A 26,424-nucleotide genomic window follows, 5' to 3' on the forward strand; every position below is an offset into this window, starting at 1 on the left:
GGCACCGGCCCGGGGCCCGGCCCTCGGGTGCTCCGGGGCCTCAGACCTCGACGAGGACGGTGAACGGGCCGTCGTTCACCAGCGCCACCTGCATGTCGGCGCCGAACCGGCCCGTCTCCACCTTGGCGCCCAGCGCGCGCAGTTGGGCCACCACCTCGTCCACCAGCGGCTCGGCGACCGGCCCGGGGGCGGCGGCGGTCCAGGTGGGCCGGCGGCCCTTGCGGGCGTCGCCGTAGAGGGTGAACTGGCTGATCACCAGCAGCGGGCCGCCGATGTCCGAGCAACTCTGCTCCACGCCCTCGCCGTCGACCGGCAGGATCCGCAGCGTCCAGAGTTTGCGGGCCAGTTGGGCCGCCTTGGCCGGGGTGTCCTCGTGGGTCACGCCGACCAGGACGCAGAGCCCGGGCCCCTCGATCGCGCCGACGGTCTCTCCGGCCACGGTCACCCGGGCCTCGGTCACTCGCTGCACCACTGCTCGCATGCCGCCATTGTGCCGGAGCACCGGGGCGCCCCGTGGGGTCCCGGGGGAATCCGGGGGCGTGCACCCGGGGCGCGCACAAGGGTGGCGCACGCCGTGCAGCGCGCGCCTGCGCAGGTTCGGGCGCTGCTCCTGCTGCGGAAAGGCCCGGTCATATCAGCCACCCCCGTTCGCCAGGGGGCCGTTCGGGTGCACGGGCGGTGCGCGCGCGCCGGGTGGGGTGGCACGCTGGGGGACCGCACGAAGGCCCGGCGCGCCTGGAGGTCCGCCGCACCGGGCCGGGTTCGGCCGGGCGGTCGAGCCGGTAGGTCAGGCGTTCTGTCGGGGTCGCCCCGGCGGGTGGTCTCGGCCGGGGAGTGGAACCCTTCGGGGCCCCCGGGCGTGCCAACGGACGGGACGCACGAGCCCGTCGGGGGACGGGCCGGGCCGGCGGCAGGGACGGGGTGCCGCGAGCGGGCGGGATCGGACGACGGCAGGTGGGCTGGATGATGGACGCGAGCAGCGCGGCGTGGAGCCGTTCCGGACCGGTGGCGCAGGCCGCCGGGGACCGGTCCTGGACGGCCGTCCGGGACGGCGAGCCGGACCTGGAGGCGCTGGGCCTGGACCAGCTGCGGATCCTGCGCCGGGAGACCCTGGCGCAGGAGGCTGACCTGTCCTACCTGCGGCGGCTGCTGCACGGGCGGATGGACATCCTGCGCGCCGAGCTCGACCGGCGCCCCGGCGGCGGCCCCGCCCACCCGTCCCCGGCGGCCGGCGAGGAGCCCGGCGGCGACCTGCTGGACCGGCTGCCGGCCATCCTGACCGACGCGCCCTCCACGGTGCGGCGCTCGGCCCGGCACGTCACCCTCGGCCCGCCGCGCACCCAGGAGTCCCAGCTGGAGGCGGACGCGCTGATGGGCGACGTCCAGCTCGCCGACCTGGCGGCCCACCCGGCGGAGGAGCTGCTGGCCGCCCTGGAGCGGCTGCGCGCCCACGAGCGCGAGGTGTCCGGCCGCCGCCAGCGGCTGCTGCGGACGGCGGACGGTTGCAACGCCGAGATCACCCGCAGGTACCGTGATGGGGAAGCACGGGTCGACGACCTGCTCTCGGAGAGGCCGCTCTAGACCGGGTGAGTCGTCGCGGGGTGGGTGGGGTCCGGCTTCCTCCCGGCCCACCCCCGCCCCCGGAAGGCTCCGCGATGTCCCAGTCCGCCACCCCGCCCGTGCTCGCCGAGGTCATACGCTCGGGCTTCACCGAGGGCCGGCACCACGGCTCTCTGGTCCTGCTGGCCGCCGACGGTTCGGTGGAGTTCGCGCTCGGCGACCCCGACGCGCCGGTCTTCCCCCGCTCGACGGCCAAGCCGTTCCAGGCGATGGCGACCCTGCGGGCCGGGCTGGCGATCGAGGGCGAGCTGCTGGCCCTGGCGGCCTCCAGCCATTCCGCGGAATCGTTTCACCTCGACGGCGTACGGGCCATCCTGAGCTCCGCCGGCCTCGACGAGTCCGCCCTGCGCACCCCGGCCGACCTGCCCCTGGACGAGACCGAGGCGGAGCTGCTGCTCGCCGCCGGCGGACGGCGCGCCCCGATCCTGATGGACTGCTCCGGCAAGCACGCCGGCTGGCTGGCCGCGTGCGTCGCCAACGGCTGGGACACCGAGACGTACCTCGACCCGGCGCACCCGATCCAGGAGCTGGCCCGCGAGGCCCTCGCCGAGGGCACCGGCGAGACCCCGGCGCACACCGGGGTGGACGGCTGCGGCGCCCCGCTGCTCGCCGTCACGCTGACCGGCCTGGCCCGCGGCTACCGCCGCCTGGTGCTGGCCGGGGAGGGCACCGCGCAGCGGCGGGTGGCCGACGCGATGCGCGCCCACCCCGAGTACGTGGCCGGCACCCGCCGGGCCGACACCCTGCTGATGCGGTCCGTTCCGGGCGCGCTCTCCAAGATGGGCGCCGAGGCCGTCCAGGTGGTCGCGCTGGCGGACGGCCGGGCCCTCGCCTTCAAGATCGACGACGGCTCCGAGCGGGCCCGCGGCCCGGTGCTGGCGGCGGCGCTGCGCCGGCTCGGGGTGACCGGCGCGGACGACGCGGTCGAGCGGATCGGCGCGGCCCCGCTGTTCGGCGGCGGCGCCCCGGTCGGCGAGGTCCGCGCGGCCTTCTAGGGAGCGCGTCGGCGGCTCCGGCTTCCGGTCGGCCGTCGTCGGGGTGCGGGCGGGGCGGGGGCGGTGCACGGTGGACGGGGGCCGTCGCACAGCTGAGGGAGTCCGCCATGACCGACCACGTGTACCGGGTGACCGAGATCGTCGGGTCCTCGACCGAGAGCGTCGCCTCGGCCATCCGCAACGGGGTGGAGCGGGCCTCCCGGACGCTGCGCAACCTCGACTGGTTCGAAGTCACGGAGATCCGCGGCCACATCGAGGAGGGCCAGGTGAAGCACTACCAGGTCGGGTTGAAGGTCGGCTTCCGGCTGGAGGACTGAGCCTCCCCGAACGTCTCCTCGAACGCCTCCCGGAACGGCAGGGGCCGGGGCCCGCGGATCGGTCCGCGGGCCCCGGCCCCCTGGCTGTCCCGACCTAGATCGGAACGACGGATCAGTGGCCGCCCTGCTCCGCGAGACGCTTGACCGAAGCGGTGACCTCGGCCTCGGCCTCGACACGGCCGACCCAGTTGGCGCCCTCGACCGACTTGCCCGGCTCCAGGTCCTTGTAGACCTCGAAGAAGTGCTGGATCTCCAGGCGGTCGAACTCCGACACGTGGTGGATGTCGCGCAGGTGCTCCCAGCGCGGGTCGGTCGCCGGGACGCACAGCAGCTTGTCGTCGCCGCCGGCCTCGTCGGTCATGTGGAACATGCCGATGGCACGGCACTTGATGAGGCAGCCGGGGAAGGTCGGCTCGTCCAGGATGACCAGGGCGTCCAGCGGGTCGCCGTCCTCGCCGAGCGTGCCCTCGACGTAGCCGTAGTCGGCCGGGTAACGGGTCGACGTGAAGAGCATCCGGTCGAGCCGCAGACGGCCGGTCTCGTGGTCGACCTCGTACTTGTTACGAGAGCCCTTCGGGATTTCGATAAGGACGTCGAATTCCAACGGTTCCTCCAAGGTAGGGACTGACAGAATCCAAGTGTCTCCTACGGGAGTGAGTGCTGGGGAAAGGGGCCGGTCGGTGGGAGCTGGGGCGGGGGCGGCGCGGCGTCGCGGGGGGACGGCCGCGGGGCTGTGCGGAGCGGCCCTTCTGGTCGCCGGGGCGGTGCTGGGCGGGGGCGGTGCGTACGCGCAGCCGTCCCCCTCGCCGGGCGGTGGCGATGGTGCCGGCGGTGTCAGCGGTACGCCGGTCGCGCGCCCGGTGCCCGCCGCGGGCGCCGTGCTGGCCGTCGCCGGGGACGGCCCGGAGGCCGCCGTCCCCACCGCGCAGGGCCTCCAGCAGGCGCTGGCCCCCGCACTCGCCGACAGGAGCCTGGGCACCGTGACCCTCGCCGTCGCGGACGCCGCCGGCGGGCAACTCCTGTACGGCTCCGACGAGAACACCCCGGTCACCCCGGCCTCCACCACCAAGCTGGCCACCTCGGTCGCGGCCCTGTCGCTGATCCCCGCCGACACCCGGCTCACCACCCGGGTGGTCCGCGGCGCGGACCCGGGCAGCATCACCCTGGTCGGCGGCGGGGACCCGACGCTCACCGCGCTGCCCGCCGACCAGGTGCAGGTCGGCGGCCGGCCCGTCGACGCCGACACCGCGCCCGCCTCGCTGGAGGAGCTCGCCCGACAGACCGCCACCGCCCTCAAGGCGGCCGGGACCACGACGGTCCGGCTGGGCTACGACCTGTCGCTGTACCCCGACAGCACCCAGCAGCGGAAGCCCGACAACGAGAACCTCGCCCTGGTCGTCCCGCTGATGGCGGACGAGGCCAAGGTCGACCCGAAGAGCAAGGACGAGGCCCCGCTCCGGGTCGCCGACCCGGCGGGCGCGGCCGCCACGGCCTTCGCCACGATGCTCGCCGCCCAGGGCGTCACCGTCGAGGGCAGGGCCAAGCCGGCCGCCTCCCCGGCCGCCGCGGACGCCCCCGTCCTCGGCAAGGTCGACTCACCGACCGTCGCCCGGCTGGTCGAGCGCCTGCTCACCACCTCGGACAACCAGCTCGCCGAGGCGATCGCCCGTCAGGTCGCCCTCGCCGGGCACCAGCCGGCCGGCTACGAGGGCGCGGCGACCGCCGTCGTCAAGGAACTCGGCAGGCTCGGCGTGCCGATGACCGGCGTGGTCCTCAACGACGGCAGCGGCCTGAACACGGACAACCGGATCCCGCCCGCCGTCCTGGTCCGGATCCTCGCGTTGGCCTCCTCCGACCAGCACCCCGCGCTGCGCCCGGTCCTCACCGGCCTCCCGGTGGCCGGTTTCACCGGCACCCTGGCCAAGCGCTACGGCTCGGGCTCCGGCGCCGCCGACGCGGCCGGCCTGATCCGCGCCAAGACCGGCAGCCTCAGCGGGGTCAACACCCTCGCGGGCACCGTGGTGGACGCCGACGGCCGCCTGCTGGCCTTCGCCGTGATGACCCGCACCACCGCGCCGGCGGACACCGCCCGCGCCGCGATGGACCGGATCGCCGCCCGCCTCGCCTCCTGCGGCTGCCACTGACCGACCCCGGTTCCGTTCCCCCCGTCCGCCGCCCGGCCGACCGCCCGGCGGAGGTCGGCCGGAGGGGCGGCCGGGGCGGCGCCCGCCGGGCCGTAGGGGGCCCGTGGAGGGCGGGTTCGAGCGGGCCCGGAGGCGGGCAGGGTGTTCGTGGCGGGTGGCTGCCGTTGATGGTGGGGAGCACGTACGGTGAGGGCATGACGAGCGCGAGCGGCGGGGCTGACATGGTCGACTGGAATCTCGCGGTCGCTACTGCGACCAGGTTGGTGCGGCCGGGGCCGGAGGTGAGCCGGGCCGAGGCGGCGGCGGTCGTCGCCGAGCTGCGCCGGCACGCGCTGGAGGCCGAGGAGCACGTGCGGGTGTTCACCGGGATGCGGTCGAGCAGTCTGGCCGCGGCCGCCGCGACGCCGGTGCTGGTGGTGGACCGCCCGGGCTGGGTCCGGGCGAACGTGGCGGGCTTCCGCACGGTGGTCCAGCCGCTGGTGGAGAAGCTCCAGGCGCGGCGGGTCACCGGCGCGGCGGCGGGCGTCTTCGGGGCGGTGGGGGAGAAGGCCACCGGGATCGAGGTCGGCGCGCTGCTGGCGTTCCTGTCCACCAAGGTGCTGGGCCAGTACGAGACCTTCGCCCCGGCCGGGCCCTCGCTGGAGGCGCCGGACAGCCCGGCGGCGCTGTTCGACAAGCCGCGGCTGGGCCCGGAGGGCCCGGGGCCGGGCCGGCTGCTGCTGGTGGCGCCGAACATCGTGCACGTCGAGCGCGAGCTGGACGTCGACCCGTCCGACTTCCGGCTCTGGGTCTGCCTGCACGAGGAGACCCACCGCACCCAGTTCACCGCGGTGCCGTGGCTGCGCGACCACATCCAGTCCGAGGTGCAGTCCTTCCTGGCCGAGACGGACGTGGACCCGGGCGCGCTGCTGGAGCGGCTGCGCGACGCGGCGGGCTCGCTCGGCGCGGGCCTGCCGGGCACCGGCGCCCGGGAGGGCCGGGACAGCGCCTCCGGCGGGAACCTGCTGGAGATCGTCCAGTCGCCCGCGCAGCGCGAGATCCTCGGCCGGCTGACGGCGGTGATGTCGCTGCTGGAGGGTCACGCGGACGTGGTGATGGACGGCGTCGGCCCGGCCGTGGTGCCGACGGTGGCGGAGATCCGGGAGAAGTTCCAGCAGCGCCGTGACCGGGGGGCGAACCGGCTGGACCTGATGCTGCGCCGGCTGCTGGGCATGGACGCCAAGCTGCGGCAGTACCAGGACGGCGCGGTGTTCGTCCGGGCGGTGGTGGAGCAGGTCGGCATGGAGGGCTTCAACCGGGTGTGGACGTCCCCGAACACCCTGCCGACCAAGGACGAGATCCACGACCCGGCCGCCTGGGTCGCCCGGGTCGGCCGCTGAGGCCCTCGGGGAGGCCCTCGGGAGGCCCTCGGGAGGCCCCGATCGGGCATTCCCGGAGTACCGGGAGACCGCCGTCGGTCGGCGGCGGTCAAACCCGCTCGTACGAGTGGTCCAATCGGGCAGATGATGGGTGAAGATACGTTTCTCCATTCACCCGTACGTGGGACGGTGGTCGTACCGGTGGCGCGGGTGGCGTAGCGGCCCGCCACTTTCTGCCACCATCTGTGAGCGCCCGGTAACGCGGCGCTATCCTGGTGCGCGGTTCCGGCCGCCCGCCGCAGCCCTGTCCCCTCCGTCGAGGAGTCGTCCGCCGTGGGCCCTCACCCCGCCGTCGCCGCGATACGCCTGGCCGTTCGCCGTACGCTCACCGACCTCGCCGCCGAGGCCGGTACCACCTTCACCGCGCCCGTGCGCGAACCCCGCGGGCGCCCCGCCGGGGCGCCGCTGGTCGGTGCCGCCGTCGGCACCACCCTGATCGGCAACGCCGCCCGCCACCCCTCCGGGCTGCCGCGCACCCCGGCCGCCCCCGGCTCGCCGCTGGTCCTGGTCGCCGTCAGCGGCGGCGCGGACTCGATGGCGCTGGCCATCGCTACCGCCTTCGAGGCCCCCAAGATCGGTCTGCGGGTCGGCGCCGTCACCGTCGACCACGGCCTCCAGGACGGCTCCGCCGACCGCGCCGCCCAGGTCGCCGAGCGCCTGCGCTCGCTGGGCCTGGACCCGGTCGAGGCCGTCCCGGTGCGGGTCGGCCGGGCCGGCGGCCCCGAGGCCGCCGCCCGGGACGCCCGCTACGCCGCCCTGGACGAGGCCGCCGAGCGCCACGGCGCGATCGCGGTGCTGCTCGGCCACACCCGGGACGACCAGGCCGAGACCGTGCTGCTGGGCCTGGCCCGCGGCTCCGGCTCCCGCTCGTTGGCCGGGATGCCGGCCCAGAAGGGCCGCTACCGCCGCCCGCTGCTGGAGCTGGACCGGGCGGCCACCCTGCAGGCCTGCTCCGCCCAGGCGATCCCGGTCTGGGACGACCCGCACAACTGTGATCCCGCCTACACCCGCTCCCGGGTCCGCCACGAGGTGCTGCCGGTGCTGGAGAAGCACCTCGGCGGCGGCGTGGTCGAGGCGCTGGCCCGCACCGCCCGGCTGTTCCGGGACGACGCCGACGCCCTCGACCAGTGGGCCTCGCTGGCCGAGCGCGACCTCCGTACGGGCGAAGGCACCCTGGACGCCGTGAAACTGGCCGAACTGCCGCCCGCCGTCCGGCGCCGGGTGCTGCGGCGGGCGGCGCTGCGGGCGGGCTGTCCGGCCGGGGACCTCTTCGCCCGGCACCTGGAGACGGTGGACCTGCTGGTCACCGGATGGCGCGGCCAGGGGCCGCTGCACCTACCCGGGGGCGTCGAGGCCACCCGTAGGTGTGGCACGCTGGTCTTTCGGCGGCAGGGCGACTGAGGGCGAGGCACGTCCCGGGGGAGCCGGCCGCCGGCCACACAGACCCCGAACGTTTGAGGACGTATCCCCGGTGGACCAGAACGACATGGGCGCTGACCTCGCGAAGGTGCTCATCAGCAAGGACGAGATCGACGCCAAGCTCCAGGAGCTGGCCGAGCGAATCGACCGGGACTACGCAGGCAAGGACCTGCTGATCGTCGGCGTCCTCAAGGGGGCCGTCATGGTGATGGCCGATCTGGCCCGGACCCTGCACTCGCAGGTCACGATGGACTGGATGGCCGTCTCCTCGTACGGCATGGGGACCAAGTCCTCCGGTGTGGTGCGCATCCTGAAGGACCTGGACACCGACATCGCCGGTCGGGACGTCCTGATCGTCGAGGACATCATCGACTCCGGTCTGACGCTGTCCTGGCTGCTGGGCAACCTGGGCTCGCGCGGCCCGGCCTCGCTGGAGGTCTGCACCCTGCTGCGCAAGCCGGACGCGGCCAAGGTCGAGATCGACGTGAAGTACGTCGGCTTCGACATTCCCAACGAGTTCGTGGTCGGCTACGGCCTGGACTACGCGGAGAAGCTGCGTAACCTCCCCTTCATCGGGACCCTCGCCCCGCACGTCTACGGCGGTTGAGGGCTCCGTTCGGGCTATGGGCGGGAACAGAGGGTTGTTCCCGCCCGTTGGACCGGGGGACAAAGAAGCTGAGCCGTGTCGCCGTGCTCCCGCCATGGGTGGGTGCGACTGCGGTACGGTCCAATAAACCGCTCTTCACATGAGCATCGATTCGGATTGCGCCGCGGCCCAAAGCCTCCCGGCGCCGCTGAGTGGCAGGAGGGACGGGGCGGCAACGCTCCGCATGGATGGACGTCAAGCGATACTTCCGTGCGCCGATCATGTGGATCGTGCTGGCTGTCCTCGCCGTCATCGTACTGATGCAGGTCGTTTCGGACTCGAACGGCTACAAGACGGTGGACACCGGGCAGGTCGTCGCAGCGATCGATGCGCACAACGTCAAGTCGGCGCAGATCACCACCGGTGACTCGAACACGATCAAGATCCAGTTGAAGGACGGCGCCACGCTGTCCAACGCCGGTACGGGCAAGGTCCCGTCCGGCAACAAGTTCCAGGCCTCGTACATCGGTGACCAGGGTGTGGCGATCGCCGACAAGCTGCAGGCCCAGATCAACGACAAGGACCCGAACACCCTCGCCGAGGGCTACACGGTCAGTCCCGAGAAGCAGAGCACCTTCGTCAGCCTGCTGCTGTCGATGCTGCCGATCGTGATCATCGTCCTGGTCTTCCTGTTCCTGATGAACCAGATGCAGGGCGGCGGCTCGCGCGTCATGCAGTTCGGCAAGTCCAAGGCCAAGCTGCTCACCAAGGACACCCCGAAGACCACCTTCTCGGACGTCGCGGGTGCCGACGAGGCGGTCGAGGAGCTCCACGAGATCAAGGAGTTCCTCCAGGAGCCGGCCAAGTTCCAGGCCGTCGGCGCCAAGATCCCCAAGGGTGTGCTGCTCTACGGCCCGCCCGGGACCGGCAAGACCCTGCTGGCGCGTGCCGTCGCGGGCGAGGCCGGGGTGCCGTTCTACTCGATCTCCGGCTCCGACTTCGTCGAGATGTTCGTGGGTGTCGGCGCCAGCCGCGTCCGCGACCTCTTCGAGCAGGCCAAGGCGAACGCTCCGGCGATCATCTTCGTCGACGAGATCGACGCCGTCGGCCGGCACCGCGGTGCGGGTCTCGGCGGCGGCCACGACGAGCGCGAGCAGACCCTCAACCAGCTGCTGGTCGAGATGGACGGCTTCGACGTCAAGGGCGGCGTGATCCTGATCGCGGCGACCAACCGCCCCGACATCCTGGACCCGGCGCTGCTGCGCCCGGGCCGCTTCGACCGGCAGATCGCGGTCGAGCGTCCCGACCTCCAGGGCCGTCTGGACATCCTCAAGGTGCACCAGAAGGGCAAGCCGATCGCGCCCGACGTCGACATGTCGGCCGTCGCCAAGCGCACCCCCGGCTTCACCGGCGCCGACCTCTCGAACGTGCTCAACGAGGCCGCGCTGCTGACCGCCCGCTCGGACAAGAAGCTGATCGACAACGGCATCCTGGACGAGGCGATCGACCGCGTCGTGGCCGGTCCGCAGAAGCGCACGCGGATCATGTCCGACAAGGAGAAGAAGATCACCGCGTACCACGAGGGCGGTCACGCCCTGGTCGCGGCGGCCTGCCAGTACAGCGACCCGGTGCACAAGATCACGATCCTGTCCCGCGGTCGGGCCCTCGGCTACACCATGGTGCTGCCGGAGGAGGACAAGTACTCCACCACCCGCAACGAGATGCTCGACCAGCTGGCCTACATGCTGGGCGGGCGCGCGGCGGAGGAGCTGGTCTTCCACGACCCGACCACCGGTGCCTCGAACGACATCGAGAAGGCCACCGCCACGGCGCGGGCCATGGTCACCCAGTACGGCATGACCGAGCGCCTGGGCGCGATCAAGTTCGGCAACGACGCTTCGGAGCCCTTCCTCGGCCGTGAGATGGGCCACCAGCGCGACTACTCGGAAGAGGTCGCCGGGCTGGTCGACGAAGAGGTCAAGAAGCTCATCGAGAGCGCGCACAACGAGGCCTGGGAGATCCTGGTCGAGAACCGCGACGTGCTCGACAACCTGGTTCTGGAGCTCCTGGAGAAGGAGACCCTGAACAAGGAGCAGATCGCCGAGATCTTCGCCCCGATCGTCAAGCGCCCGGCCCGGCCGGCCTGGACGGGCTCCGCCCGTCGCACGCCGTCCACCCGGCCGCCGGTGCAGTCGCCGAAGGAGCTGGCGCTCACCAACGGCGCCGCCGCCTCCGACACCGCTCCGGTCGACATCGTGAAGCTCCCGCCGCTGCCGGCGGCCGAGCCGCCGACCGAGGGCTGAGCCGCACTCCGGTAGGAATGGATGCCGCGTCACCAGGGTTTGTACCCTGGAGGCGCGGCATCCGTGCTGTTCAGCCAGAGTCTTCCCACGAGTAAGCGAGGCCCGCATGATCGACCCGGTGACGCTCGACGGTCCGCCCGCCGTCGGTGCCTTCGACCAGAAGCGGGCCGAGAACGCCATCCGTGAGCTGTTGCTCGCGGTCGGGGAGGATCCCGACCGCGAGGGCCTGCTGGAGACGCCGGCCCGGGTCGCGCGGGCCTACAAGGAGATATTCGCGGGCCTGTGGCAGGAGCCCGAGGACGTCCTGACCACCACCTTCGACCTCGGCCACGACGAGATGGTGCTGGTCAAGGACATCGAGCTGACCTCGGTCTGCGAGCACCACCTGGTGCCGTTCCGCGGCGTCGCGCACGTCGGGTACATCCCGTCCCCCAGCGGCAAGATCACCGGGCTGTCCAAGCTGGCCCGGCTGGTCGACGTCTACGCCCGCCGGCCGCAGGTGCAGGAGCGGCTGACCAGCCAGGTGGCCGACGCGCTGATGCGGATCCTGGAGCCGCGCGGGGCGATCGTCGTGGTCGAGTGCGAGCACATGTGCATGTCGATGCGCGGCATCCGCAAGCCCGGCGCCAAGACCATCACCTCCTGCGTGCGCGGCCAGCTGCGCGACCCGGCCACCCGGGCCGAGGCGATGAGCCTCATCATCGGCAGGTAGCGGCAGGCAGTAGGGGCATCGGTCGCCAGGCGGCGACCGGTCCCGGCTCAGGGCACCTCGGGCTCCGCGTGCGGCGGGGCCGGGGTGCCCAGTGCGTTGCGGCGCTCCGGCATCCGCAGCGTGACCATCCGGCGCCAGCCGAAGGCCCGGTCGTACAGGTAGAGGGCGTGCACCCCGAGGGTGACCACGGCCAGCTGCCAGCGGGGCCAGCGCAGGATCCGCGCCATCCGGGCGGTGACGGCGAGGCCGACGTCCCGGTGGGTGCGGATCTCGCCGCGGGCGCAGGTCTCCAGGGTGTGCCGGACGTACGGTCCGTGGCCGTCGGCGACCAGCCGCAGCAGCTCCTCGTGGCAGTAGGCGAGGTGGTTGTCCTCGTCGGCGGAGATCATCCGCATCGCCCGGCCGAGGTCGGGGTTGTCCCCGTACACCTTGACCAGCTGGCGCATCTGCTCGGCGGCGCGCTGCTCGGTGACCCGGCTGTGCGCGAGGTAGGTGATGATCTCGCGGTCGGTCAGCGGGGCGTCGCCGAGCAGCCGCTCGTGGGACAGGCCGACGCCCTGGCGCTCCAGCAGCATGCAGTAGTCGGCCTCGTCCGGGACGGGCACCTTGGGCAGTCCGCGCTTGTTCAGCAGCTGGGTGAAGATCCGGCCGTGCTTGCGCTCGTCCGCGCCGTGCCGGGCGACCTTCGGGGCGAGCACCGGGTCCGGGGTGAGGGCGGTGATCCGCTCGTTCTCCCAGCCGCCCTGGTCCTCGCCGCCGGCCGCGATGCTGCAGAACAGCTGGTAGGCCTGGTCGTTCCGGTAGATCTCGTTGAAGAGCGATCTGGTGCTCAGCACGGCGCCTCCTGCGCGGATCCGGGGCGGCGCCCGCCGGTGGTCGGGCGGGCGGCCGCGATACGTCCCCCCGAACCGCCGGCCGGCCGGGCCGACCGGCGGGTAATCACCCGCACGCCTCAGCCGAGGTGGGAGCCCAGCCACTCCAGCGAGGCCGGCAGCTCCCGCGTCCAGCTGTCGAAGTTGTGGCCGCCGTCGTCCAGGTACAGCGACTCCACCTTGAACTGCGGATTGGCCGCCGCGACCTGGGTGGCCTGGTCGACGAACTGGACGGTCTGCGGGTAGTCCGACTCCTTGCGGGTGGAGACCACCAGCAGGTTGAGCGGCGGGGCCGGGAGGTTCTGCAGCCGCCAGCCGAGGTCGTGCTGCTGGGTCAGGGCCTTGTCGCCGTTGAAGAGGTCGCCGCCGGTGTACTGGTCCTGGCGCACCGCGAAGTCGCCGTGCAGGCCCGCGGCGCTGCCGTAGACGTTCGGGAAGCGCATCGACAGCCGCATCGCGCAGCTGCCGCCGGTGGAGTAGCCGAACAGGCCCCAGGAGGCGGCCGAGCGGCCGAGCCGGTACGCGCTCTGCAGGGCCTCGGGCACGTCCTTGACGAACCAGGTCTCGCTGCGCGGCCCGCCGGGGACGTCCACGCACTCGGTGTCCCGGGCCGGGACCACCGACGGGCGGGCCAGCACCAGGACGGTCGGCGGCATCTTGCCGGAGCGCTGCAGCTCCACCGCGGTCTGCACCAGCGGCAGCTCCTTGAGCAGGTTCAGGGTGGTGCCCGGGAAGCCGGCCAGGGCCACCACGGCGGGGAAGCGGACCAGGGCGAACTTCGGGTCGAAGTACTCGGGCGGCAGGTAGACGAACATCTGGTCGGAGAAACCGGTCTCCTTGCCGTTGACCCGGACCGACTCGATCTTCCCGACCTCCTCCGGCGGGCCCTTGGGGAGGTTGGGGGCGCTCTCCATGCCGCCCTCGTTGGTCGGCCGGACCAGCTGGTCGGAGACCGGGGTGCCGCCCTTGTGGTTCTCGTTGCCGGCCAGCGCGAGCTTGGCGCCGCCGGGGCTGAGCAGGTCGTCCCAGGAGGTGTAGAAGCCGAAGGAGTTGTTCACCGACAGCGCCAGCACCGCGAGGATCGAAACCTGAACGACGGTCAGCAGCCCGATCCTGCCGAGCACCGGGAGCGGGCGCTGCCGGGCCAGCCGGGGCCAGATCCACAAAGTGGTGAGCAGGGCCGCGGCCCCGAGTGCGAGCAGCGCGTTCACCAGCACGTTGCTGGTCAGTTCCATGCCGTCGGCCTTCCGGTGGGACACTGTCGATGCAGGCTTCATCGTCTGGCGGGCCGTCAGGCCGGGCCACCGCAGCTAGGCTGTCCGGACGTCCCGGCTGGGTCGGGAGGGTGGGGGGAGGTCCGGGGCAACCGGCGCCCTAGAATGCGGCGTCCACCGTACGTACGACGTACCGGAGGGCCCTGCCCCGCCACGCGGCGGCGGACCCACGGCTCCCACCCCCGGCTCAACCCGCAGCGCGCCCACGGCACCGGATTACCGTCCGTTTCCGGATCCTTGGTATGCGCATTGCCCGATGAAGGAATACGCATGAAGGTCCATCACACGTGCTCCCCCGGAGTGAACGGACACCGCCCCGCAGCCTCTACGCTGAGCTTCCATGAGCGTTCCCGTGTCCGTTGAGCCGAGCCCCGAGCAGCCGCCGCGCCGTCGGCGCGGCCTGCAGACGCTGCGCAACCAGGCGGCCGCCGTCCCGAGGGCCTGGCTCCCCGGTGCCGTCGGCTACGCCTGTCTGCTGATCGGGCTGGTGGACATCGCCAGCGCGGTGTTCCCCAAGCTCCGGCACACCAAGATGCACACCTTCGCCGGGCAGCTGCCGGGCGGCACCACCAGCCTGGCCGCGGTCGGCACGCTGATGGTCGGCATCCTGCTGGTGCCGCTGGCGCACGCGCTGCGCCGGCGCAAGCGGCGGGCCTGGCGGGCGGTCTGCGTGCTGCTGCCGCTCAGCGCCTCGCTGCACATCGTGCGCTGGCACCAGATCGGCCCGGCGGTCGTCTCGCTGGTGGTCCTCGCCGTGATGCTGGTGCACCAGCGCGAGTTCTACGCCAAGGCCGACCCGCGCACCCGCTGGGGCGCGGTGGTCAACCTGGTCGTCATGGGCGTCCTCAGCGTGCTGCTCGGCCTGCTGATCGTGAGCACCCGCACCAAGTACGAGGTCGGGCACCCCGCCCTGCTGGAGCGGCTGCAGCACGTCGGGTACGGGCTGTTCGGCTTCGAGGGCCCGGTCCGCTACAACAACGCGCGGATGTCCGACCTGGTCGCCTACCTGCTCGGCGGCCTCGGCCTGCTGACCGCCTTCACCACCGCCTACCTGGCGCTGCGCCCGGGCAAGCCCAAGCCGGAGCTCACCGCCGAGGACGAGGAGAAGGTCCGCGAGCTGCTCAAGCGGCACGGCGAGCGCGACTCGCTCGGCTACTTCGCGCTGCGCCGCGACAAGAGCGTGCTGTTCTCGCCCACCGGCAAGGCCGCGATCTCCTACCGGGTGGTCTCCGGCGTGATGCTCGCCTCCGGGGACCCGGTCGGCGACGTGGAGGCCTGGCCGGGCGCGATCAAGGTGTTCATGGCCGAGGCCCGCGAGCACGCCTGGGTGCCGGCCGTGATGGGCTGCAGCGAGGTCGGCGGCGAGGTCTGGACCCGCGAGGCGGGCCTGGACGCGCTGGAGCTGGGCGACGAGGCGATCGTCGACACCGCGACCTTCTCGCTCGCCGGCCGGGCCATGCGCAACGTCCGCCAGATGGTCAAGCGGATCGAGCGCAACGGCTACTCCTGCAAGGTGCGCAGGGTCTCCGACCTCACCGTCGAGGAGAAGTACCGGATCGCCGACGCCGCCGCCCGCTGGCGCGGCACCGACACCGAGCGCGGCTTCTCGATGGCCCTGGGGCGCTTCGGCGACCCGCTGGACGACGACTGCGTGGTGGTCACCGCCCACAAGGCCCCCGAGGAGGGCGAGAGCGGCGACGACCTCAAGGCCGTGCTGCACTTCGTGCCCTGGGGGCCGGACGGCATCTCGCTGGAGCTGATGCGCCGCGACCGCGCCGCCGACCCGGGCCTGAACGAGCTGCTGATCGTCGCCGCCCTCCAGGAGGTGGGTGCCCTGGGCATCCGCCGGGTGTCGCTCAACTTCGCGATGTTCCGCTCCGCGCTCGCCCGCGGCGAGCGGATCGGCGCGGGCCCGGTGCTGCGCGCCTGGCGCGGACTGCTGGTGTTCCTGTCGCGCTGGTTCCAGATCGAGTCGCTGTACAAGTTCAACGCCAAGTTCCAGCCCGAGTGGGAGCCGCGCTTCCTGGTCTTCCCGAGCACCCGGGACCTGCCGCGGATCGGCTTCGCCGCGATGCAGGCGGAGGCCTTCATCACCCTCGGGATGCCGCGCTTCGGCCGCAAGCGCCAGCGCGAGGGCCTGATGCCCGTCCCGTCGACCCGCGAGGTCGGCGAGGCGGCCTGAGGCCGGCCCGCACCCTTCGGGGCCCCCCCCGGGAACCACCGGCGGGGGCCCCGTTCGATAATGGGGGCATGAGCAATGGGCCCACCAGCGATATGCCGTCCTTCTCGTTGCCGGCCGGACTGCCGCGGCTCGACCGCTGCGCCGTGATGGGCGTGGTCAACGTCACGCCCGACTCCTTCTCGGACGGCGGGCTCTGGTTCGACGCCGCCAAGGCGATCGCGCACGGGCTGGCCCTGCGGGCCCGCGGCGCGGACCTGGTGGACGTCGGCGGCGAGTCCACCCGGCCGGGCACCCAGCGGGTGCCCGAGGACGAGGAGCTGCGCCGGGTGCTGCCGGTGGTGCGCGAGCTGGCCGCCGCCGGGGTGGTGGTGTCGGTCGACACCATGCGGGCCTCGGTCGCCGAGCGGGCCGTGGAGGCCGGTGCCGCGATCGTCAACGACGTCTCCGGCGGGCTCGCCGACCCGGCGATGGCCCGGGTGGTCGCCGAGACCGGCGCGCCCTTCGTGGTCATGCACTGGCGCGGGCAGTCCGCCGACATGGAGCGGCTGGCCGTCTACCGGGACGTCGTGCGGGACGTGGTCGGGGAACTGACCGGGCGGATGGACGCGCTGCTGGCTGCCGGGGTCAAGGAGGACCAGCTGGTCCTCGACCCGGGGCTGGGCTTCGCAAAGACCGCCGAGCACAACTGGGCGCTGCTCGGCCGGCTGGACGCGCTGACCGCGCTCGGCCGTCCCGTCCTCGTCGCGGCTTCGCGCAAGCGGTTCCTGGGTACGCTGCTCGCCGACCCGGAAACCGGGGAACTGCGCCCGGCCCGCGAGCGGGACGACGCGACCGCCGCGGTGTCGGTGCTGTCGGCCCGGGCCGGCGCCTGGGCGGTCCGGGTGCACGACGTGTCCGGTACGGCGGACGCCGTCCGCGTGGTCGCGGCCTGGCAGCGCGCGGCGCGGCTGGGGTGAGGGAGGGTCTGTGACAGGTGACGGCAGGGTGAGCGGCGGGACGGCCGGGAAGGCCCGGGAGGTGGACCTGGAGGCGGTGCTCGCGGCGAACCGGGCGTTCTACGAGGCGCTGGAGCGGGGGGACGTCGAGGCGGTCGAGGAGGCCTGGCTGGGGCCCGAGCACGCCGACGACAAGGGCGGCGTGGTCTGCGTCCACCCCGGCTGGCCGGTGCTGCGCGGGCGGGCGCAGGTGACCCGCTCGTACATGCTGATCATGATGAACACGGAGTACATCCAGTTCTTCCTGACCGATGTCGAGGCCGAGGTGCACGGGGATGTGGCCCTTGTCACGTGCACCGAGAACATCCTCTCCGGGGGCGAGGCCGAGGAGGAGGGGGAACTCGGGCCGCTGGTCGGCGGAAAGGTCGTGTCGAGCAATCTGTTCCGTCGCACCCCGGCCGGGTGGAAGCTCTGGTCGCACCACGGTTCACCCGTTCTGACCAGCGGTGACGAGGACGACGAGGACTGATTCCGGGGGTCGCGGGAATTCGGTGCCGGGCGGTCGCCGGGGAATTTCCGGGTGGTCACCGAACGTTCACGTCAATCGCCATTTCGGTGCGCGTGGCGACGGTTCGTGCCGGGTAGGACGGTCAGGCGTTGTCCGCGCTCGCGGGTAGATTCGAAACGGAGTGGCGGGCGTGATGCCCGTCTTCGCCCTGCCCGTCCATGCCTTCCCCCAGGGCGGGGCCCGTCCGACTGGGAGCAGTGATTCGTTTGCTGGACCGCGTCACCCTGCGGGGGCTGCGAGCCCGGGGCCACCACGGCGTCTTCGAGCGCGAGCGCGTCGAGGGCCAGACCTTCGTGGTCGATCTCGTGCTGTACCTGGACACCCGCCCCGCCGCGTCCGGAGACGACCTCACCCGCACGGCGCACTACGGCATCGTGGCCGAGGAGGTCACCGCGATCATCGCCGGCGAGCCGGTCGACCTGATCGAGACCCTGGCGCAGCGGATCGCCGACCAGTGCCTCAAGCACGACGCGGTCGAGGAGGTCGAGGTCACCGTGCACAAGCCGGACGCCCCGATCACCGTGCCGTTCGACGACGTGACCGTGACCATCCACCGGGGCCGCGCATGACCCCCACCGCGCGCCTGGTTTCCGATGCAGAGGGATTTCTTCGATGAACAGCAGTGACCCGATCGCCGAGCCGAACGCGTTCGACCTGGAGAGCCGGGTGGACTCCGCCGACACCACGCTGCACAGCCAGCGGTGTGCGGTGATCGCGCTCGGCAGCAACCTGGGCAACCGGCTGGACACCCTCCAGGGTGCCGTCGACGCGCTCGCGGACACCCCCGGGCTGAGGATCAAGGCCGTTTCGGCGATCTACGAGACCGAGGCCGTCGGCGGCCCGGAGGAACAGCCCAACTACTACAACGCGGTCGTGGTGCTGCGCACCTCGCTGCCCCCGCGGGACCTGCTGGAGCGCGGCAACGCGATCGAGGACGCCTTCGGACGGGTCCGGGAGGTCCGCTGGGGCCCGCGCACCCTGGACGTCGACATCCTGGCCTACGAGGGCGTGGTCAGCGAGGACCCGCAGCTGCTGCTGCCGCACCCGCGCTCGCACGAGCGTGCCTTCGTGCTCGCCCCCTGGCTGGACGCCCAGCCCGAGGCCGAGGTGCCGGGGCACGGGCTGGTCGGCGCGCTGCTGGAGGCGCTCGGCGGCCCGGACGCGCAGGGCGTGAAGCGCCGCGACGACATCCGGCTGACGCTGCCGGAGTAGCACCGCGCAGGACCCGGCCCCCGCGGCCGGGTCGGCCGGGGCCGCCGGATCGGCCGGGAACTCGGCGACCGGGCCCGGCCGTACGAGTAGATGTCCGCCCGTCCCGTCCCGGTACGGTGGCCTGACGCCGCCGCACCGGGCCACCGGGCGGGCGGTCGGCTCTGGCAACCCCGGGAAGGACCACCTCCGAGTGAAGCTGCTTCGCCTCCGTCTGCTGATCGGCATCACCGCCGCGACGACGGCGCTGTCCTGGGCCGGGTCCAAGCTGTGGGCGTCCCTGGACACGCTGCCGGCCGTACCGGCGGCGGCCCCGGTGGTGCTGGCGGCGGTGGCGGTGGTCCTGCTGGCGACCGCGCTCTCGCTGCGGGCCCGGTTGAAGGCGGTGCGCGAGCGGCAGCCCGGCGCGAAGGGGGTCGACCCGCTGCTGGCGGCCCGGGCGGTGGTGCTCGGCCAGGCCAGCGCGCTGGTCTCCGCGGTGGTCACCGGCATCTACGCCGGGGCCGGGATCTACCTGCTCGGCGAACTGGACGTGTCGGCGCGCAAGGACCAGGCGGTGACCGCCGGGCTCGCCGTGCTGGCGGGCGCCGCGGTGATCGCGGCGGCGCTCTGGCTGCAGCACGTGTGCAAGCTGCCGGAGGACCACGACGACCCGGGCGGTCCGGCGGCCTCGCACCGCTGACGGATCGGCCGGATCCGGTCGGACGGCGCTGAGCAGGCCCTTTTTCGTGATCTTGAGTGAAAAGCCGGGCACATGCGGTAAAAAATGCCCACTGTCAAGGGTGGAAGGGGACCCTGGGCTGACACGGCCCCAATTCGCACGCTAGTTTCTTGGCATGTCTCGCGGACGCCACCGTCATTCCTCCGTCCTCGGCCGGGTCTTTCCCCCCACCGCCGCCGGCGTGCTGCTGGTCGCCGCACTGGCCGCTCTGGTCTTCAGTCAGGACACCGTCCTGGTGCGCTCGGTGGGTGTCGCCGCACTGATCGCCACCCTCGGCTTCGCGGTGCTGCTGCGTCAGCGCGACAAGGCGGCCCGGGCGGCCGCCGAGATGTCCGCGGCGCAGCGGCTGCGGGCCGAGGAGCGCTTCGAGGAGCAGCTCGCCGAGGCCGAGTACGCGGCCGAGGTCGCCGAGGAGCGGGCCACCCGCTTCGGCCGGCGGCTGACGGCGGAGAAGTCGCGGCTGGCCAAGGCCGAGACCGAGATCGCCCGGCTGCTCCGGGAGCGGGCCGTGGCGGTCGCCGAGCAGGCGCTCAAGGAGGCCGAGGCGGCCCAGCGGGCGCTCGCCGCGAGCCGCCCCAAGTACCCGGCCAGTCCGGCCGCGTTCGTGCGCGCCGCGTCCGTGCTGCGGCTGCTGGAGCGGCGCGCCGCCGAGCAGGAGGCCGAGCGGGAGCGCACGGCGGGCGCGGAGGTCGCGCTGCGGGCGCGGACGGCTCCGGCCGCTCCGGCCGCTTCGTCGGTCCAGGCCGCGCCGTCCGCTCGGGCCGCTCAGGCCCGTCCGGCCGTGGAGGCCGCCCCGGTTCCGGGTGCGGTGTCCGTGCCCGCCCCGGTGGCGCCCTCGGTGCCGACCCCGGCGCAGGCGCCGGCCGGGCGGACCCCGGTGCAGCCCACGCCGCTGCGCCCGGCGCTGACCGCGACGGTCGGTCAGCTGGGCGGGGCGCCCGGCGCCCCGGCCGTCGGGTCGGCGCCCGCGCCGGCGGAGCGGCAGCGGCCGCGTCCGGTCCAGTCCGGGCAGGTGCGCGGGCAGGGGTTCAGCTTCTTCGGCCGTGGCCAGGGCGCGGCGGTCCGGGCGGCCGTTCCGGCGCCGGCGGTGGGCAGCGTCGCCGAGCTGGGGGAGCGGGCGGACCTGGCGGACGTGGTGGGCGACGAGGCGGTCGCCGCGAAGGCGAAGGCCGAGGCGCAGGAGGCCCGGGAGGCTGTTCCGGAGGTGTCGGTCGAGCACCCGGAGCACCTGGAGCACCTGGAGCAGCCGGTGCGCGCCGGGGGCGCCGAGCCGGGCGGGGTGACCGTGGTGGACCTGACGCCCGAGGACGAGACCGAACTGATCGAGCTCCCGGAGCTGCGCGCCTCGCGCTGAGCGGCCCGCCGTCGAAGGACACCGACGCCCTGCTGCGTCAGATCTGGACGCCGAAGTCCTGGGCGATGCCGGCCAGGCCGGAGGCGTAGCCCTGGCCGACCGCGCGGAACTTCCACTCGCCGCCGTTGCGGTAGAGCTCACCGAAGATCATCGCGGTCTCGGTGGCGGCGTCCTCGGAGAGGTCGTACCGGGCGATCTCGGCGCCGCCGGCCGCGTTCACCACGCGGATGTAGGCGTTCCGGACCTGGCCGAAGTTCTGGCCGCGGGCGGTGCCGTCGTAGATGGTGACCGGGAAGGTGATCTTGACGGCCTCGGCGGGCAGGCCGGCCAGGTTGACGTTGATCGACTCGTCGTCGCCCGCGCCCTCGCCGGTCCGGTTGTCGCCGGTGTGCACGACGGTGTTGTCCGGCGTGCTGGTGTTGTTGAAGAACACGAAGTGCGCGTTGGACAGCACCTTGCCGTCCGCGTTCAGGACGATCGCGCTGGCGTCGAGGTCGAATTCGGCGCCGGTGGTGGTGCGGGTGTCCCAGCCCAGGCCGATGCTGACCGCGGACAGGCCGGGGGCCTCCTTGGTCAGCGAGACGTTGCCACCCTTGGAGAGGCTCACTGGCATGGCGATTGCAGTCCCTTCGTTCGCTTTTCCCGGGACAACGCGGTACTCGGTCGCCTTGGTTCCGGGGAACCCGTGAATTCTTCGTGGGCGTCAAAGCCGGGCAAAGGACGGGCAAAGCCTTGGCAGGGTCGGTCGGGTCCGGATGTCAGACCCGGGGGAAGCGGCCCTGCAGCGTCCAGATGTTCGGGTTGTCGGCCAGGTCGGGGTGCATGTCGAACAGGTCGGCGAGGGTGTCCTGGAGGAAGTCCCGGGCCTCACGCCGCAGCTCGCTGTGCCGGACCACGGCCGGGGGCTCGTCGCGCAGCCAGGTCGCGGTGACCTCGACCCAGTTGAACCGGCGGGCGAAGCGCAGCAGCTCGGTGTTCTGGGTGAAGTCGAGGTCGGCGGTCTGCACCCGGGCGGCCCGGGAGCCGTCCGGGTCGCGGTCGAGCTGCTCGACGATGTCGCACAGCGCCCAGGCGAAGTCCAGCACCGGGACCCAGGCCCAGCGGGTGGAGAGTTCGGCGCCCTCGGCGTCCAGGTAGACGTCGCCGCAGAACAGGTCGTACCGCAGGGCGCGCACGGGGGCGGTGCGGTAGTCGGTCTGCGGGGGGTCGGGGAAGCGGTTGGAGAGGGAGTAGCCGAGCTCGATCACGTAGGCCATTGTCGGGGAGTGGGCGGGTAACCGATAACCGGGTGACCTCGGCGGGGGTCGCGCGGGATGATGGGCGCATGTCCGAGCCCATCCGCGTACGGGGGTCGGTGGTCGTCCCCGACGCCGAGCTCGTCTGGCGCTTCTCGCGTTCCTCCGGCCCCGGTGGCCAGCACGTCAACACCTCCGACTCCAAGGCGGAGCTGCGGTTCGACCTGGCCGCCTCGAAGGCGCTGCCCGAGGTGTGGCGCACGCGCGCCCTGGAGCGGCTGGCGCACCGCCTGGTGGACGGCCGGGTGCTGGTGATCCAGGCCTCGGAGTTCCGCTCGCAGTGGCGCAACCGGGAGGCGGCCGCGGTGCGGCTGGGGGTGGTGCTGAGCGAGGCGTGCGCGCCGCCGCCGAAGGCCCGCCGGGCGACCAGGCCGAGCCGGGGGATGGTGGAGCGGCGGCTGGAGAACAAGCGGCACCGTTCCGACCTCAAGCAGGGCCGGCGGTCGCCGCGCGGCGAGTAGGGCGGACCGCCGGGTGGTGCCGCCTGCCGAACCGTTTCAGCCCAGCGTGCGGTAGCCGCCGCGGAAGTAGAGCAGCGGGCGGCCGCCGGGGGTGGGGACCACGGCTTCCAGCACGCGGCCGATCAGCAGGGTGTGGTCGCCCGCGGGTATCCGCTGTTCGGTGCGGCACTCGACGGTGGCCAGCGCGCCCTCGATCAGCGGGGCCCCGGTGCGGGCGCCGCGGTGGTGAGGGGTGTCCGCGAACAGCAGCCGGTCGCTGAGCCGGCCCTTCATGGCGAAGCGGGAGCCGAGCGCCTTCTGCCCCTCGGTGAGCACCGAGACCGCCCAGGTGTCGTTCCGGGAGAGCACCTCGTCCATCCGGGAGTCCTCGCGGACCGAGACCAGCACCAGCGGCGGGTCCAGGGACACCGAGAGGAAGGACGTGGCGGTCATGCCGACGTCCTCGCCGTCCTCCTCGTCGTGGACGGTCACCAGGCTCACGCCGGCGGCGAGCTGGGAGAGGGCTGCCCGGAACTCGTCGGGCGTGGCGTGGGGGGCAGCTTCGGGCTGCGGGGACGGATACACGTACCGCACGGTAGTCGTCGCTCCCGGGTGACGGCATCGGGCCGTGGTCGTAGGACCCCGGCCGGGGGGTGGTGCCCGCCGCGGGCCGCGGTCACTCCCAGGGGTGAAGCGCGGGTACCGGCGGGTGCAGTCCGCTTGAGTCCGCGGCGCCCGTGGTCGACCACCAGGAATGTTCCGATGGCGGTTTATGTCCCGCTATGGGGCGGATGAACTGATTAAGGGCGCATTAGTCTTGTGTGATTTAAGTCACAAGTGGTGGCCTATTGCTGACCGAGCGTGCCGAACGCTGTGCTCCCTGTGATTCAGTTCTTCTGGCAATCGGACGATAACCAATCAAGAACTATCCGAAGCAGCCGGGGAGCCCCCGCATGGAAGCCGAGTCGGAGCCGTACGTCCGTCTCGCGACCCTCCGCACCTTGCACCGGGTCGTGGCGGACCTCAACGCTGCCCGCAGCCTGGCGGGCACGCTGCAGGCCGTCGTCGAGGGCGCGGTGCACGGACTCGGCTTCGACGCCGCCGCGGTCAGCCTGGTCCGGCCGGACGGCGACCTGGTGGTGGCAGCAGTCTGGGAGCTGGAGGAGAGCCCGATGGGCGGGCCCTCGGTGCTGCTCGGCCAGGTCGGCTCGCGGGAGTCCTGGGACCGGCTGCTCGGGGTCAGCGACCACTGGGGCACCCTGCGCTTCCTGCCGTACGACCGCGGCTGGGCCGTCGCCAGCGACATCCCGCGCTGGATCGGCGACGGACCGCTGCCCGTCTACGCCAACGACTGGCACCCCGCCGACGGACTGCTCGCCCCGATGTACAGCGCGGGCGGGGACCTGCTCGGCGTGCTCTCGGTGGACCGCCCGCGCAGCGGCAAGCGGCCCGGGGCGTGGACCCGCGAGGCCCTGGAGATGTTCTCGCTGCAGGCCTCCATCGCGATCGGCAACGCCCGGCTGCGGGCCGAGATGCAGCGCGCGCTGGCCCGGCTGGAGAAGGAGCAGCAGGCCCTGCGGGCCAGCGAGGAGAGCTTCCGGCAGGCCTTCGAGTACGCGCCCAGCGGGATGGCCATCACCGAACTCCACGGCGCCGGGCGCGGCCAGCTGACCAGGGTCAACGACGCGCTCTGTCGACTGCTCGGCCGCCCCCGCGCGGTGCTGCGCCAGCAGAGCTTCGCCGACCTCGTGCACCCCGAGGACCGGGCCCTGTTGGAACGCACCAGCGCCGAGAGCGGCCGGGCGGAGCTGAGGCTGTCCCGGCGGGACGGCGGCTACCAGTGGGTCTGCCTGCGCAACTCGATCGTGGCGGACGCGGCCGAGGGCCCGAGCTTCCTGCTCACCCATGTCGAGGACATCGAGGACCGCAAGCGCCACGAGCTCCAGCTCGCCCACCGGGCCAGCCACGACGCGCTCACCGGCCTGCCCAACGGCGCCGAGCTCAAGGCCCGGCTGGCCCGCCGGCTCTGCGCCGAGCCGCAGCCGGTCGGCGCCGCCGCCCCCGCGCTGACCGCCGAGGTCGGCTACCCGCAGCCGTACGCCTACCCGGCCGACACCTACAGCGCGCACGCGGCGTACGAGGGCCTGGAGGGCGTGGACCCGTACCCGGGGCCGGTGCACGGCTACGGCGCGCTGGAGGGCGGGCCGGCGCCCGGGCTCGGCGCGGGGTACGGGGAGCACGTGCACGCCGTGGTGCCGGCCGAGTACGGGCCGAGCGGCGAGGCCTGGTCGGTGCCGTTCCGCTCCGGCCCGGCGGCCCCGGCCGACAAGGGGCTCGCGGTGCTCTTCTGCGACCTGGACGGCTTCAAGTCGATCAACGACCGGTTCGGCCACAACGCGGGCGACTCGGTGCTGGTCGAGGTCGCCCGGCGGCTGAGCGGGGCGGTCCGGGACGGCGACACGGTGGCCCGGCTGGGCGGCGACGAGTTCGTGGTGCTGGCCGACGGCATCGGCCGCGAGGAGGCCAAGGACCTGGCCCACCGGCTGCGCAACGCGATCATCCCGCCGATGCGGATCGACGGCCGGGCGATGCGGGTCGGGGTGAGCCTCGGAGTGGGCTGGGCCGGCTGCGGGATGAGCATCGAAGAGGTGCTGCACACCGCGGACGAGCGGATGTACGACGAGAAGCGGGCCCGGGGCGGGGCCGTGCGGGGCGCGCGCGGCGAGCGCTCGCACCGGCGCGCGGGCTGACGACGGGGCTCGCGGCGCCTGCTCAGCGGCCGGCGGGAGGGGGTGGGCGCCGGGCGCCCGGGAACGCGCAGGTTACCCACGGGTTGTCAAGGGTTCTTTTCCTGCTGTCAGGTACGGCAGGTAGGGTGCCCGGTACGACAGCGTCCATGATCTGCGCCGCCCGCGCGCGGCGCACACCGGATGGGGGAACAGACCACCGTGACGACCGCCGGCGACAACGGATTGCCCGAGGGCCAGGGGGGCGGTGCCCCACAGGACGACGACCCGTTCGGCTACCTCTACCGGCCGGCCGACGGCTCCACCGGGCAGCCGGCCGAGCCGCAGCAGGGGGTTCCCCGGACGTCGTACAGCCGCCCGATGGAGGTCGGCCGGGCGCAGTACGGTGCGCCGCGCGCCCAGCAGCCGCCGTACGGCCAGCCCGGTCCCGCGCAGCCGCCCTACGGCCAGCAGGGGATGCCCCCGCAGGGCCAGTACGGCCAGCCCGGTGTGCCGCCGCAGGCCGAGTACGGCGCGCCCGCCCAGCAGACCCGCTACGCCGAGCACTCCCGGCCGCAGCCGGGGGACGAGCGGCCGAGCAGCGGCCGGAGCAAGGGCGCCGTGATCGGTGCGGTCGCCGTGGTCGCGGCGATAGCGATCGGTGCCGGGATCGCGCTCTCCACCGGTGACCCGGACGCGGACAAGACCGCCAAGGGCGGCACCACCAGCGCCGCCCCGCCGGCGCCCAGCGGTGCCGCGACGCCGAGCGGGACCGGCTCGGCCTCGCCCTCGGCGAGCGCCACGGTCTCGGCCGGCCCGGCGACCGTGGACGCCGGCCAGTTGCAGGGGCAGAACGCGCCGTCCGGCAACAGCGTCAAGGGCGCCAAGTCCGCCGACGGCAGCTACCTGACGCTCCAGCAGGGCGGCACCGTCACCTGGAACGGCCAGATCGCCGCGGCCGGCACGTACAAGCTCACCGTGCACTACAACAACGCCGGCGGGGACGTGAAGGGCGCGGCCGCGGTCAACGGCAAGGACTGGCCGAACGGGCTGACGTACCGGAACTACTCGCCCGGCAAGGACCCGGCGTCGTCCTGGTACACCACCTGGATACTGCCGCAGTTCCAGGCCGGGGCGAACTCGGTCAGCTTCACGGTGCCCTCCGGGCCGATCCTGATCGACCAGATCACCGTCGAACCGAGCAGCTGAGGCCCGGTCGAGAAAGCGGACGGCCGCCCGCCCCCGCCGGGGGGAGGCGGGCGGCGCCGGTTGTGAGGGCGCCCTGAGCGAGGGGGAGCGCTCGGGGGCGCCGGCCCCGAGGCCCCCGCGCCGCA

The 26,424-nt window shown here is 73.3% G+C and carries 26 protein-coding genes; 19 read left to right on the forward strand and 7 right to left on the reverse strand.

Annotated elements, in window-relative coordinates; all coding sequences use genetic code 11:
* Positions 1-40 precede the first annotated feature (40 nt).
* Positions 41-481 carry a D-aminoacyl-tRNA deacylase gene (gene dtd / locus ACFXPX_RS19925; protein ID WP_375888765.1) on the reverse strand — a complete coding sequence of 147 codons (441 nt, stop codon included), beginning with the start codon at positions 479-481 and terminating at the stop codon, positions 41-43.
* Between the two features lie 482 nt (positions 482-963).
* Here dtd and ACFXPX_RS19930 point away from each other — a divergent pair, with 482 nt between their 5' ends.
* From ACFXPX_RS19930 to ACFXPX_RS19940, 3 genes are all read left to right on the forward strand, one after another.
* Entirely contained in the window at positions 964-1,581 is a 618-nt protein-coding gene (locus ACFXPX_RS19930) for an ABC transporter substrate-binding protein (RefSeq protein WP_375888762.1), read from the forward strand.
* Between the two features lie 74 nt (positions 1,582-1,655).
* Entirely contained in the window at positions 1,656-2,615 is a 960-nt protein-coding gene (locus tag ACFXPX_RS19935; protein ID WP_375888760.1) for an asparaginase, read from the forward strand.
* Between the two features lie 107 nt (positions 2,616-2,722).
* Positions 2,723-2,932 (forward strand): dodecin, encoded by a 210-nt coding sequence (locus ACFXPX_RS19940; protein WP_375888757.1) that lies wholly within the window; start codon positions 2,723-2,725, stop codon positions 2,930-2,932.
* A gap of 112 nt (positions 2,933-3,044) precedes the next feature.
* Here the strand turns inward: ACFXPX_RS19940 and ACFXPX_RS19945 are convergent, their stop codons facing one another.
* Positions 3,045-3,536: an inorganic diphosphatase gene (locus tag ACFXPX_RS19945; protein WP_350517236.1), complete on the reverse strand. Its 492-nt coding sequence runs from the start codon at positions 3,534-3,536 to the stop codon at positions 3,045-3,047.
* Positions 3,537-3,792: 256 nt separating this feature from the next.
* Here ACFXPX_RS19945 and dacB point away from each other — a divergent pair, with 256 nt between their 5' ends.
* The 6 genes from dacB (at position 3,793) to folE (ending at position 11,514) form a co-directional block, all read left to right on the forward strand.
* Positions 3,793-5,076 (forward strand): D-alanyl-D-alanine carboxypeptidase/D-alanyl-D-alanine-endopeptidase, encoded by a 1,284-nt coding sequence (dacB, locus tag ACFXPX_RS19950; protein ID WP_380642499.1) that lies wholly within the window; start codon positions 3,793-3,795, stop codon positions 5,074-5,076.
* 194 nt (positions 5,077-5,270) lie between these two features.
* The gene (locus ACFXPX_RS19955; protein WP_380642500.1) at positions 5,271-6,455 is read left to right on the forward strand and encodes a zinc-dependent metalloprotease; all 1,185 of its coding nucleotides are present in this window, start codon (positions 5,271-5,273) and stop codon (positions 6,453-6,455) included.
* 312 nt (positions 6,456-6,767) lie between these two features.
* The gene (tilS, locus tag ACFXPX_RS19960) at positions 6,768-7,895 is read left to right on the forward strand and encodes a tRNA lysidine(34) synthetase TilS (protein ID WP_375888749.1); all 1,128 of its coding nucleotides are present in this window, start codon (positions 6,768-6,770) and stop codon (positions 7,893-7,895) included.
* A 70-nt stretch (positions 7,896-7,965) separates the two neighbouring features.
* Positions 7,966-8,520, forward strand: a complete 555-nt coding sequence (hpt, locus tag ACFXPX_RS19965) for a hypoxanthine phosphoribosyltransferase (RefSeq protein ID WP_363441651.1) — start codon at positions 7,966-7,968, stop codon at positions 8,518-8,520.
* Between the two features lie 227 nt (positions 8,521-8,747).
* A complete protein-coding gene (gene ftsH / locus ACFXPX_RS19970) occupies positions 8,748-10,802 on the forward strand; it encodes an ATP-dependent zinc metalloprotease FtsH (protein ID WP_375888747.1) in 2,055 nt (684 codons plus the stop codon).
* 106 nt (positions 10,803-10,908) lie between these two features.
* Entirely contained in the window at positions 10,909-11,514 is a 606-nt protein-coding gene (folE, locus tag ACFXPX_RS19975; RefSeq protein WP_350509225.1) for a GTP cyclohydrolase I FolE, read from the forward strand.
* A gap of 47 nt (positions 11,515-11,561) precedes the next feature.
* On the opposite strand, the gene ACFXPX_RS19980 is transcribed toward folE, so the two are convergent.
* Both ACFXPX_RS19980 and ACFXPX_RS19985 read right to left on the reverse strand, forming a co-directional pair.
* Positions 11,562-12,350, reverse strand: coding sequence for a ferritin-like domain-containing protein (locus ACFXPX_RS19980; protein WP_380525367.1), 789 nt, complete (start codon positions 12,348-12,350; stop codon positions 11,562-11,564).
* 116 nt (positions 12,351-12,466) lie between these two features.
* Complete coding sequence (locus tag ACFXPX_RS19985) at positions 12,467-13,621, reverse strand: alpha/beta hydrolase (protein ID WP_375888743.1); 1,155 nt, start codon at positions 13,619-13,621, stop codon at positions 12,467-12,469.
* A 379-nt stretch (positions 13,622-14,000) separates the two neighbouring features.
* On the opposite strand from ACFXPX_RS19985, the gene ACFXPX_RS19990 reads away from it, so the two are divergent.
* From ACFXPX_RS19990 to ACFXPX_RS20020, 7 genes are all read left to right on the forward strand, one after another.
* The gene (locus ACFXPX_RS19990; RefSeq protein WP_380525366.1) at positions 14,001-15,842 is read left to right on the forward strand and encodes a phosphatidylglycerol lysyltransferase domain-containing protein; all 1,842 of its coding nucleotides are present in this window, start codon (positions 14,001-14,003) and stop codon (positions 15,840-15,842) included.
* A gap of 68 nt (positions 15,843-15,910) precedes the next feature.
* Positions 15,911-16,798 (forward strand): dihydropteroate synthase, encoded by an 888-nt coding sequence (folP, locus tag ACFXPX_RS19995; RefSeq protein ID WP_375888738.1) that lies wholly within the window; start codon positions 15,911-15,913, stop codon positions 16,796-16,798.
* A 28-nt stretch (positions 16,799-16,826) separates the two neighbouring features.
* The gene (locus tag ACFXPX_RS20000) at positions 16,827-17,306 is read left to right on the forward strand and encodes a nuclear transport factor 2 family protein (protein ID WP_188309659.1); all 480 of its coding nucleotides are present in this window, start codon (positions 16,827-16,829) and stop codon (positions 17,304-17,306) included.
* A gap of 248 nt (positions 17,307-17,554) precedes the next feature.
* A complete protein-coding gene (gene folB / locus ACFXPX_RS20005) occupies positions 17,555-17,914 on the forward strand; it encodes a dihydroneopterin aldolase (RefSeq protein ID WP_030288941.1) in 360 nt (119 codons plus the stop codon).
* Between the two features lie 43 nt (positions 17,915-17,957).
* Positions 17,958-18,557 carry a 2-amino-4-hydroxy-6-hydroxymethyldihydropteridine diphosphokinase gene (folK, locus tag ACFXPX_RS20010; protein ID WP_375888736.1) on the forward strand — a complete coding sequence of 200 codons (600 nt, stop codon included), beginning with the start codon at positions 17,958-17,960 and terminating at the stop codon, positions 18,555-18,557.
* 190 nt (positions 18,558-18,747) lie between these two features.
* Positions 18,748-19,236, forward strand: a complete 489-nt coding sequence (locus tag ACFXPX_RS20015) for a DUF3180 domain-containing protein (protein WP_375888734.1) — start codon at positions 18,748-18,750, stop codon at positions 19,234-19,236.
* 154 nt (positions 19,237-19,390) lie between these two features.
* The gene (locus ACFXPX_RS20020) at positions 19,391-20,629 is read left to right on the forward strand and encodes a hypothetical protein (RefSeq protein ID WP_380642502.1); all 1,239 of its coding nucleotides are present in this window, start codon (positions 19,391-19,393) and stop codon (positions 20,627-20,629) included.
* 37 nt (positions 20,630-20,666) lie between these two features.
* Here the strand turns inward: ACFXPX_RS20020 and ACFXPX_RS20025 are convergent, their stop codons facing one another.
* On the reverse strand, positions 20,667-21,242 hold the full coding sequence (locus ACFXPX_RS20025; RefSeq protein WP_375888729.1) for a TerD family protein: 576 nt from the start codon (positions 21,240-21,242) through the stop codon (positions 20,667-20,669).
* Between the two features lie 145 nt (positions 21,243-21,387).
* Positions 21,388-21,885 carry a hypothetical protein gene (locus ACFXPX_RS20030; RefSeq protein WP_375888726.1) on the reverse strand — a complete coding sequence of 166 codons (498 nt, stop codon included), beginning with the start codon at positions 21,883-21,885 and terminating at the stop codon, positions 21,388-21,390.
* 68 nt (positions 21,886-21,953) lie between these two features.
* On the opposite strand from ACFXPX_RS20030, the gene arfB reads away from it, so the two are divergent.
* Positions 21,954-22,385: an alternative ribosome rescue aminoacyl-tRNA hydrolase ArfB gene (arfB, locus tag ACFXPX_RS20035; RefSeq protein ID WP_380525363.1), complete on the forward strand. Its 432-nt coding sequence runs from the start codon at positions 21,954-21,956 to the stop codon at positions 22,383-22,385.
* Positions 22,386-22,421: 36 nt separating this feature from the next.
* Here the strand turns inward: arfB and ACFXPX_RS20040 are convergent, their stop codons facing one another.
* Entirely contained in the window at positions 22,422-22,949 is a 528-nt protein-coding gene (locus ACFXPX_RS20040) for a flavin reductase family protein (RefSeq protein WP_375888722.1), read from the reverse strand.
* Positions 22,950-23,317: 368 nt separating this feature from the next.
* On the opposite strand from ACFXPX_RS20040, the gene ACFXPX_RS20045 reads away from it, so the two are divergent.
* Positions 23,318-25,114, forward strand: coding sequence for a diguanylate cyclase domain-containing protein (locus tag ACFXPX_RS20045; RefSeq protein WP_375888720.1), 1,797 nt, complete (start codon positions 23,318-23,320; stop codon positions 25,112-25,114).
* 198 nt (positions 25,115-25,312) lie between these two features.
* Positions 25,313-26,299, forward strand: a complete 987-nt coding sequence (locus tag ACFXPX_RS20050; RefSeq protein ID WP_375888717.1) for a carbohydrate-binding protein — start codon at positions 25,313-25,315, stop codon at positions 26,297-26,299.
* The last annotated feature ends 125 nt before the right edge of the window (positions 26,300-26,424 follow it).

Origin of the sequence: Kitasatospora sp. NPDC059146, from assembly GCF_042786665.1 — a bacterium.
In the GTDB taxonomy this organism is placed as follows: domain Bacteria; phylum Actinomycetota; class Actinomycetes; order Streptomycetales; family Streptomycetaceae; genus Kitasatospora.